The 8,122-nt window shown below is 44.6% G+C and carries 9 protein-coding genes; 6 read left to right on the forward strand and 3 right to left on the reverse strand.

The window, feature by feature from the left end:
- Nucleotides 1–187 precede the first annotated feature (187 nt).
- From H9625_RS13260 to H9625_RS13280, 5 genes are all read left to right on the forward strand, one after another.
- On the forward strand, nucleotides 188–838 hold the full coding sequence (locus H9625_RS13260; protein WP_191764784.1) for a hypothetical protein: 651 nt from the start codon (nucleotides 188–190) through the stop codon (nucleotides 836–838).
- A 47-nt stretch (nucleotides 839–885) separates the two neighbouring features.
- The gene (locus H9625_RS13265) at nucleotides 886–1,332 is read left to right on the forward strand and encodes a hypothetical protein (RefSeq protein WP_191764786.1); all 447 of its coding nucleotides are present in this window, start codon (nucleotides 886–888) and stop codon (nucleotides 1,330–1,332) included.
- Between the two features lie 155 nt (nucleotides 1,333–1,487).
- Nucleotides 1,488–1,772 (forward strand): type II toxin-antitoxin system HicA family toxin, encoded by a 285-nt coding sequence (locus H9625_RS13270; protein WP_013617533.1) that lies wholly within the window; start codon nucleotides 1,488–1,490, stop codon nucleotides 1,770–1,772.
- Between the two features lie 3 nt (nucleotides 1,773–1,775).
- Nucleotides 1,776–2,123, forward strand: a complete 348-nt coding sequence (locus H9625_RS13275; RefSeq protein WP_022040296.1) for a type II toxin-antitoxin system HicB family antitoxin — start codon at nucleotides 1,776–1,778, stop codon at nucleotides 2,121–2,123.
- 149 nt (nucleotides 2,124–2,272) lie between these two features.
- Entirely contained in the window at nucleotides 2,273–2,845 is a 573-nt protein-coding gene (locus H9625_RS13280; RefSeq protein WP_191764789.1) for a plasmid pRiA4b ORF-3 family protein, read from the forward strand.
- A gap of 82 nt (nucleotides 2,846–2,927) precedes the next feature.
- On the opposite strand, the gene phnW is transcribed toward H9625_RS13280, so the two are convergent.
- The 3 genes from phnW to H9625_RS13295 all read right to left on the reverse strand — a co-directional run bounded on the left by phnW (nucleotide 2,928) and on the right by H9625_RS13295 (nucleotide 6,348).
- On the reverse strand, nucleotides 2,928–4,013 hold the full coding sequence (gene phnW, locus H9625_RS13285) for a 2-aminoethylphosphonate--pyruvate transaminase (protein ID WP_191764791.1): 1,086 nt from the start codon (nucleotides 4,011–4,013) through the stop codon (nucleotides 2,928–2,930).
- A gap of 182 nt (nucleotides 4,014–4,195) precedes the next feature.
- Entirely contained in the window at nucleotides 4,196–4,990 is a 795-nt protein-coding gene (gene phnX, locus H9625_RS13290; RefSeq protein ID WP_191764793.1) for a phosphonoacetaldehyde hydrolase, read from the reverse strand.
- Nucleotides 4,987–6,348, reverse strand: coding sequence for a DUF5690 family protein (locus H9625_RS13295; RefSeq protein ID WP_191764795.1), 1,362 nt, complete (start codon nucleotides 6,346–6,348; stop codon nucleotides 4,987–4,989). Before H9625_RS13295 ends, phnX begins: the two co-directional genes overlap by 4 nt.
- A 522-nt stretch (nucleotides 6,349–6,870) precedes the next feature.
- Here H9625_RS13295 and H9625_RS13300 point away from each other — a divergent pair.
- A complete protein-coding gene (locus H9625_RS13300; protein WP_191764797.1) occupies nucleotides 6,871–7,758 on the forward strand; it encodes a hypothetical protein in 888 nt (295 codons plus the stop codon).
- The last annotated feature ends 364 nt before the right edge of the window (nucleotides 7,759–8,122 follow it).

Below are 8,122 nucleotides of genomic sequence, written 5' to 3' on the forward strand. Positions count from 1 at the left end.
GGCGTGGAATATACATTCCAGCCCATGGAACATAAAACTGAAACATCTGTAAAGATAATACAATCCAAGTGCGAAAGTAAATGTTTGGGGAGAAAATGAGAATTTAATGCTGTGTCAGGATGAAATGATAAAGAAAGCCTTATCTTTGTATGGCGTTGTGTTTTTTTATTGGATAAATGTATAGGTGATGAAAACGGTATTGATTCTAGTATTCTTTTGGGCATCCGCTATGTTGGGTTATGGACAGGAGCAAGTATTTGATATGGACACTGATGGAAATATCACTATCAAGAGGAAGTCTGTTGAAACATATCCGGTTAAAAAGTATAAGAATACTTCTCCTTACATTCAAATGTTGAATGAAAGCGAATGTACGCCCAATGGAGACAAATACGACATAGAATGCTTGAAATACAGGAATTGGGAAAATGATCCGGGAGACATACACATTATTCGTATAAGCTGCCAAGGGAAGGAAATATTTAGTTTGGAAAACAACGAAGGTTGGGGATACCTGACCAATGAGCCTGATGGTGATGTAAGGAAAACGTCTTTCTATTATAAAATAGACCAGGGTGAGGATTCCATGGCGTTGTTGCTTATTGGCACTTATATAATGAGTCAACCGCCTCGCCTGACTATACTTGTTTTGAAAAATGGTAATGCCTCATTGGTATTTGACAGGCCTTCCTATGTTAATAATGTAGATAAAAAAGGGAATGAAACCATATTTACGTTACAGACCAACACGGTAGAGTATAGGGATGTCGGTGTGCCGTGCAACTCGCCGGAGCTTCATACGTTGGTGTTTAAGGAGGGGATGATTTATTACGAATAGTTTAGGAAGGAGCAATGGGTTATTTAATGAAACAAGGTTTGTAAATTATGAAAAAAATTGTATTACTGGTAGTTGTTTTGTTTGTATACGTGATGAATATGTATGCCCAGTCTGAAATTTGTGTTATATTTACTTCTACCCAATCTGAAGTAAAAGGAGTGAGACATTACATAAGTCCTAAAGATAGCCAACGATTTTGTGACAGGGTACATATATTTACACTTTTAGACCGCACGAATAAGGCGCAAAAGTATTCTTATGTTTTTGTGTATACACCTCTACGAAGCGAAGATTTGGTATTTTTGAGGGATACAACATTTTTGAAGGAAGTGCCCTTAATAGATTGGGATAAAGTTTCATCAAAGCAAGAAGCAGAGCCATTATATGAATCTATTTTATCTTGCGATAGAATCTATTTTATTGACCGGACGGAAACGGTTGATGGGAAATTAAAGGTTTATCCTGTCAAAAAATGGAAACCGGCGATGTATTAATTTGAAAATATATCAGAATTTGATTTGTCGGTACAGATTTGATAAAACACCTATACTTCTTATACTTCTTGCGGCATCTATTGTGCATAGTATATCTACGAAATATTTTGCTTTTAGTATCAAATTTAGTATCTTTGTGTTCAAATAATAAAAGGATGGGAACTAAAGAAAAATTGATTGCCCGTATATTGTCACAGCCGAAAGACTTCACTTATGATGAAGCTAAAAGGTTGTTCGGCATATTCGGATATACAGAAAACAATAAAGGAAGCACATCAGGTTCACGTGTTGAATTTGTAAACCCGGAAGGTGATGCTCCTTTCACGTTACACAAACCGCATCCGGGAAGCATATTAAAGGCATACGTGATAAAAGGTATTGTAGAGCATATACAGAAAAACAGGTTAATAGAAAAATACGAACAATCTAAAAACAAATAATTTATGGGATTCTTTAAATATAAGGGCTATTCGGGATCTGTAGAGTTCAGCCCGGAAGACAATTGCTTATTCGGTAAAGTACAGGGATTGCATAAAGCAACAATCTTGTATGAGGGGAACAGCGTGGACGAACTTCGTAAGGATTTTGAAGAAGGCGTTGACGATTATCTTTCGCAGTGTAAGGAACGGGGCGTACAGCCGGAAAAACCATATAGTGGAAAACTTATCGTAAGAATGTCTTCGGAACTTCATTCACGTGTGGCCGAGGCTGTAGCCGGAAGCGGAACTACTATTAATGACTTCATCAATAAAGCTATCGTGAACGAATTGGAACATGAATATACCATGTGAACAAGAATGGCCGGAACCGGAATATGGAAAGTGAATCTGTTGATGTTTTCGGAAAAGAATTTAAAATCTTTTCGTATATTTGCAGTTCTTGAGGGGTGGCATAGTGAAGTGGCAAACAGAGGATGAACAAACAAAAATATACATAGCTCATGACTTACCAATTTAAAATTCAGATTAAAGGTATCACCAAACCGCCTGTATGGAGGCGGATATTGGTACCGGACTCTTTTACTTTCCAGCAATTCCATTTTGTAATCCAAGAAGCCTTTGGGTGGGAAAACGCGCATTTGTATTCTTTTTCCGACAAAGCTTACGGCGGTTCTTTCTATATATCCGAACCGGATGAGATGGATGCTTTCTCTTTCGCTCCAAGAAAAGATGCAAGTAAGTTGAAATTGCGTACTTTTTGGGGAAAAGATTCCTCGAAAAGTCTGGTTTATTGGTATGATTTCGGGGATGACTGGATACATACGATCAAATTGGAGGCCGTATCCGATGAGGCTCTCTTGCATGCCCGTTGTCTGGCAGGTAAGGGAACTTGTCCTCCGGAAGATTGTGGCGGTGTGCCCGGCTATGAATATATGAAGGGATTGTTGGAAGAAGACCCGGAATCGGAAGAGGCTCAAGAAATGCGTGAATGGCTGGGGCTGGAAGACGGTGAGACTTGGGATGCCAATTACTTTAATCTTGAAGCAACGAACCTGTATTTGTCTCAGCTATAAGGGTGACATAACGTATCAAGTCCCGGCACAAAAGCATGATGCCTTGTGCCGGGACTTGCTGTATTGACTCCGTTTTAGGGAATTATCTGATTTCTTTGATGGCTTCTACCAGGCGTGTGAAGTCTTCGGGGAATACATCGCCGATATTTCCGATGCGGAAGGTATCAGCTTGAGAGATTTTACCCGGATAGATGACAAAGCCTTTCGCTTTCAGCTTCTGATAGAAATCCTTGAAGTTGAAATCTGCCGAGGGATAATAGAATGAGGTGATGACAGGCGATTGTGCTTCATCGGGCAGCAGGGTACGGAATTCCAGTGAGCGCATGCCTTCTACCAGTGTACGGTGGTTTTCACTATAACGGGCATGACGTGCGGCGATGCCTCCTTCCGCCTTCAGTTCGTTCAGGGCTTGCATGAAGGCACGTACTACGTGGGTAGGCGAGGTGAATCGCCATTTGCCGTGTCCTTTTTCCATGGTTTCCCATTGGTCGTAGAGGTCGAGCGAGAGCGAGCGTGCTACGCCTTTGCATTGTTCCAGAAGCGAACGGCGTGCCAAGATGAATCCGAATCCGGGAACGCCCTGGATGCATTTGTTGGCAGAACTAATCATGAAATCGATGCCTAATTGCGCCATATCGATGGGTACTCCCCCGAAGCTGCTCATGGCATCTACTATCAACACTTTATCGTGGCGTTTTACCACTTCGGCGATGGCTTCCAGCGGATTGAGCACACCCGTAGTGGTTTCGCAATGCACTACCGATACGTGTGTCACTTCGGGATGCTCGTTCAGGTATGCGTCTACCTGTGCCGGGTCTACCTGTTGGGTTTCGTCGAACTTCATCAGGTGATAGTTCAGGTGATAATAGTCGGCTATTACCCCCATGCGTTTGCCGTATGCACCGTTGGCGGCAACCAGCAGGTGGTCTTCGGGGCGGATGACCGAGCCTAATGTCGCTTCTACGCAGAAGCTTCCGCTTCCTTGCATCAGTACGGCGGAATATTCTTCGGGGCGGCTGCTTGCCAATTCTACCAGTTCTTTGCGGATTACTTCCACGATGCCTACGTTATAGTCTTCGTCCCACGTGCACCAGTCGCTCATCATGGCTTCTTTTACGGTTTCACTTGTGGTTAACGGTCCGGGGGTCAATAATAAATACGGTCTCATGTTGTATATAGGTTGATGTTGATATTTAGTTTATTTTTTAGGAGTTAAGAAGTTAAGGAGTTATCACTCCGCTTTGCTCCGTTAGAAGTTAAGCCAATAGTAAGTCAAAGAACCGTATACACAGAGGTATTGGCTTAACTCCTTAACTTCTTAACTCCTTTAATTAAAAGGTGTATTATCGGTTATTCGTTGTTCATGCGTGTGTTAATGGCATTGATCAGGGCAGGAAGTTCCTTGATGGAATCCACTACATAGTGTGCTCCGGCGGCATACATGCGGTATCTTACTTCGAGCATACGTGCTTTCAGTTCTTCTTCGGGCATGTTTTGCACTTCTTCTTCGGTCAGTCCCAGCTCGTTGCTTCCCAAGATGACTCCCACGCTCCATACGCCGGCGTTTACGCCTTCCTTGATGTCGGAAATCGTATCTCCGTATTTCAATACCGAGAAGCGGGAAGGAATGGCGAGGTCGCACATATTCTTATAAATCATATAAGGTGCAGGGCGTCCGGCGGGCAGGTTGTCCGAGGTGACGCAATTGTCTACCTTGTATCCTTGCTCGGCGGCGGAAGGGATGACGATGTCCATCATCTCTTGGGTATATCCTGTGGTGGAGCCTATCAGGATGCCCATGCCACGCAGGGTGTCGATGGTTTCCACTACATGTGCTATCGGACCCGAATAGTTGCGCAGGGTGCTGAATAGCAGACGTTGGAATTCGGTGTAGCAGGATTGGATATCATTTTCGTTATAGTCGCGTCCGTATTTTTCGCGGAACGCCTGGTTTACGTGGTCGATACGGAACAGGGCACGGATTTCTTCAATCTTGGTCAGCCCCATGTGGGCACGTGTTTCGGCGGCGCTCACTTCGAGTCCCAGCGTACGGAAGCTTTCGATGAAAGCCGATACCGGTGCAAAACATCCATAATCTACGGCGGTTCCCGCCCAGTCTAAAATCACACATTCAATCTTTTTCATATAGCAGAAGTTGTTAAGTAGATATTATTTTCTTTTTCATTCTTTCTTGTTTCAGGTTGTTCCGCCTTTTCGGGCAGGGGGCCTTGCTTGCGTTTCCGGGCATAAATCATGTAGATCAGCGAGGCGATGAAGGAAAGGCAGCATGCCACTCCGATGAACAGGCTCATGTGGTTGTAGAAGGATGCCCAGTCGATGTGAGAGGCGCAGAATTCCTTGAAGAGCAACAAGCCGAGTGTGCCTAAATAGCCTACGAAATCGATGGTAATGATGAAGAACCCCACGTTTCCCTTTATCTTGAAGCAGGCGATGAAGCGTTCGAAGAAGATGGTCTGGAAGCTCAGGTAAGCGATGTCCAGGCAAAGGCTTTGAAGGAAGAGCCAGATGGTGGTGGGGATATGCTCGTTTCCTTCGGTCGCCCCTAAGAACGCCAAGGTTCCCATACCGAATGTAGAGAGTATCAATAACATGCAAAGCACCTTCAGGTGATTGTAGGTTGTGGCGAGCAAGGCGAATACAGCCAGCAGGACAAAGGTCGCTATCGAGTCGATTTGCGCGAATGCCCACGAAGAGATGGTCTGTACATCGATGATGCATACGATAAAGTCTTCCTTGATGTCGCGTTGTACGGTGAGCAGGAGGTTGGCTCCGAAAAGCAGGATGAGCAGGGGCATGAACCGGCGGAACAATGCCCAGCGCTGGTGCCCGTTCAGTGTGACGCGTTCCGAACGCGAAGCGATGTCGGCTTCCGTAGGTCTGGGGAAGCGGGTCATCATCCATCCGGTGAAGCAGAGCAGGGGAAAAGCCGCGGCTCCGATGAGGGCAGGCATCCAGAACTCGCTCACGTGAAGCTGGTTGAGCGCATAAAGGCCTAACGATTTCGCTACGCCCGAGCTGAGCGCCATGCTTACGCCCATGATGCTGGCAAGGATGTCGGTGGTGCGCCGCCCTTCGAGGAAGCTGAATATCACACCCCACATGCATCCCAGCGAAAGCCCGTTGAAGTAGAGCGCCACTATATTATAAGGTATAGGGAGCACGCCGAAAGCGATGAGCGAGATTTCGGACAAAGCCGCCGACCCGATGATGAACTTCAGGCGTCCTTCGGGTTTCAGCTCGGAGATGTATTTGATACCTAACAATTTGGCACTTACATAGCCCAGCAACTGGATGATGCTGACGGCTATCTTGTAGTCCATCCCGTACACCTGGAGCCCTTCGAACTCTGCCGCCGTGAAAGGCTTGCGCAGGGCATAGACCAAGGAATAGGAAAGCAGGGCTGTGCCTCCTGCCCAAAGCACGAAGAGCCAGTCGGGCATCGGCTTTTTGTTTCCGGGTATGGTTTGTGTTTGAGTTCTCATGTTTCTGTTCTCGTTTTGATTCCGGTGCAAAAGTAGGGCCTTGCCGTCAAGGGAAAAATGAATAAAGCAGGAATCATATTCGTGTAACAATTCAGAAACATTCCTGAAACGGTTCTTTTACAAAATAGACATCACACTGACATGGAAATGAAACCGGTTTGTAATATGAGGAAGCGTTACAATTGTTACAATTACAATTAATTGAAAACCGTTTTTCATGTAAGCCAACCGATGGAGCGAACTTCTTCTTAAAATTATATATTATATATATTATATAATATATATAATATATAATTTCTATGTTGTCTCAGTCTTCCCTCATTGGAATCTGGAAACGCCTTGTTGAAATACACTTTTGTAATTGTCATTTGTAACAATTGTAACGCTTCGTGTCTTCCAAACTTGCATATACAGGCACATGCCGGTGCAGCTATATGCATCGGGCAACGCAACTATCTGCATGATTCGGGGCGGATATTTGAAGAATTTTGATTAACTTCGTGCCCAAACCCTGTTTTTATTATGGAGGAATTGAAAGGAATATACGACCGCATGACATTCTTGCGCCAGAAAGGCGTCAAGATGAAGGACATGGCGGAACGGGCAGGCTTTTCGCCCAGCGTCTTGTCGGCTATTTATTCGACGGTGCTTCCCGCTTATTTCAAGAACCGCGAGAAAGGGATGGGCGAGGAAGAGGCGTTGAACAATGCGCTGGTGTGGGTGAACAATGTGTCGAAAAAGAAATTGCTCGGTTCGCTTGCCCGATTGAAAGACTCTTTGTTCTCCACGGATTATCAGGCAAAGGCGGTTCCGGAAGATGCCCGATGCCCGTTTCTCGTACAGTTGGAAAACAATGTGCAGGAGACGATGGGGCGTGTGTTCAACTTCAGCGGCATTTACATCAGCTATAGCATTTCGTCGGGGAGCCGGAGCCTGAAGATTGAACCCTACCTGATTGCCCCTGCCGAGAACGGCAATTATGTGGAGGTGGGGCATAACAATGCGTATGGGGTGACCCATTGGGGTACGGCTTTGATGAACGGCTTCAACCACCTGTACCTGATGTTCAACGAGAACCCTTCGCCTCAACTCTCTTTGTTCTACATTTGCCTGAAACTTCCGATGTACGACCGTCCGCCTTTCTTGCGCGGCCTGTACATGTGTTTCGACTATAATTACAATCCCGTGGCGCGGCGCATCCTTTTTGTAAAATATTCGGACAGCATAGCGCGCGACGAGTTTTTGAAATTGAAGGGAGAACTGAAGGCTCTGGAGGTGCTGGATGAAAAAGAAAAGGCATACTACGATTATACCTGTCAGGCGGAAGATATTATCCGTATGTGCAACATTCCTTCGCCTCGGATGACGGAAGACGACTTGAGGGTGGAAAAGAAAATATTGTCATTATAGCACAGATTTCGGGTTATCTTGATACTTTTGTTTGCTTTTAAAGAAATTTTATTACTTTTGTAACGAGACAAAGGGAAGAGCTCCTTAAAGAATGCAAAGAAAGAAAAATGAAAGAAAATTGAAAAACATGTTTAAAGACATAAGTTTTTATTTGTTTAGTTCGAAAAAAGGCCTCATCTTTGTGGTGTTATCCTGAAAACAATCTTTTTACCTTAAAAAAAAAACTAATACCTATTGAAAACTTAAAAAAGCTTCTTTGTGAAAAGAGGCTTTTTTTACTCCGTGTGGTGATAAATGTACTAACAAACCTTAAACGATTTCATCGTCCGGTAAGTAGTAGTCTCTCCATTTGATGTCCGATGTG

Source organism: Phocaeicola intestinalis (genome assembly GCF_014837065.1).
Classification (GTDB): Bacteria; Bacteroidota; Bacteroidia; order Bacteroidales; family Bacteroidaceae; genus Phocaeicola; species Phocaeicola intestinalis.

What these genes read in the sequence shown, in the direction of transcription:
- H9625_RS13265 (WP_191764786.1), top strand. Translation starts at nt 886, where the DNA reads ATGAAAAAAATTGTATTACTGGTAGTTGTTTTGTTTGTATACGTGATG.
- H9625_RS13275 (WP_022040296.1), top strand. Translation starts at nt 1,776, where the DNA reads ATGGGATTCTTTAAATATAAGGGCTATTCGGGATCTGTAGAGTTCAGC.
- H9625_RS13280 (WP_191764789.1), top strand. Translation starts at nt 2,273, where the DNA reads ATGACTTACCAATTTAAAATTCAGATTAAAGGTATCACCAAACCGCCT.
- phnW (WP_191764791.1), bottom strand. Translation starts at nt 4,013, where the DNA reads ATGAGACCGTATTTATTATTGACCCCCGGACCGTTAACCACAAGTGAA.
- phnX (WP_191764793.1), bottom strand. Translation starts at nt 4,990, where the DNA reads ATGAAAAAGATTGAATGTGTGATTTTAGACTGGGCGGGAACCGCCGTA.
- H9625_RS13295 (WP_191764795.1), bottom strand. Translation starts at nt 6,348, where the DNA reads ATGAGAACTCAAACACAAACCATACCCGGAAACAAAAAGCCGATGCCC.
- H9625_RS13260 (WP_191764784.1), top strand. Translation starts at nt 188, where the DNA reads ATGAAAACGGTATTGATTCTAGTATTCTTTTGGGCATCCGCTATGTTG.
- H9625_RS13300 (WP_191764797.1), top strand. Translation starts at nt 6,871, where the DNA reads ATGGAGGAATTGAAAGGAATATACGACCGCATGACATTCTTGCGCCAG.
- H9625_RS13270 (WP_013617533.1), top strand. Translation starts at nt 1,488, where the DNA reads ATGGGAACTAAAGAAAAATTGATTGCCCGTATATTGTCACAGCCGAAA.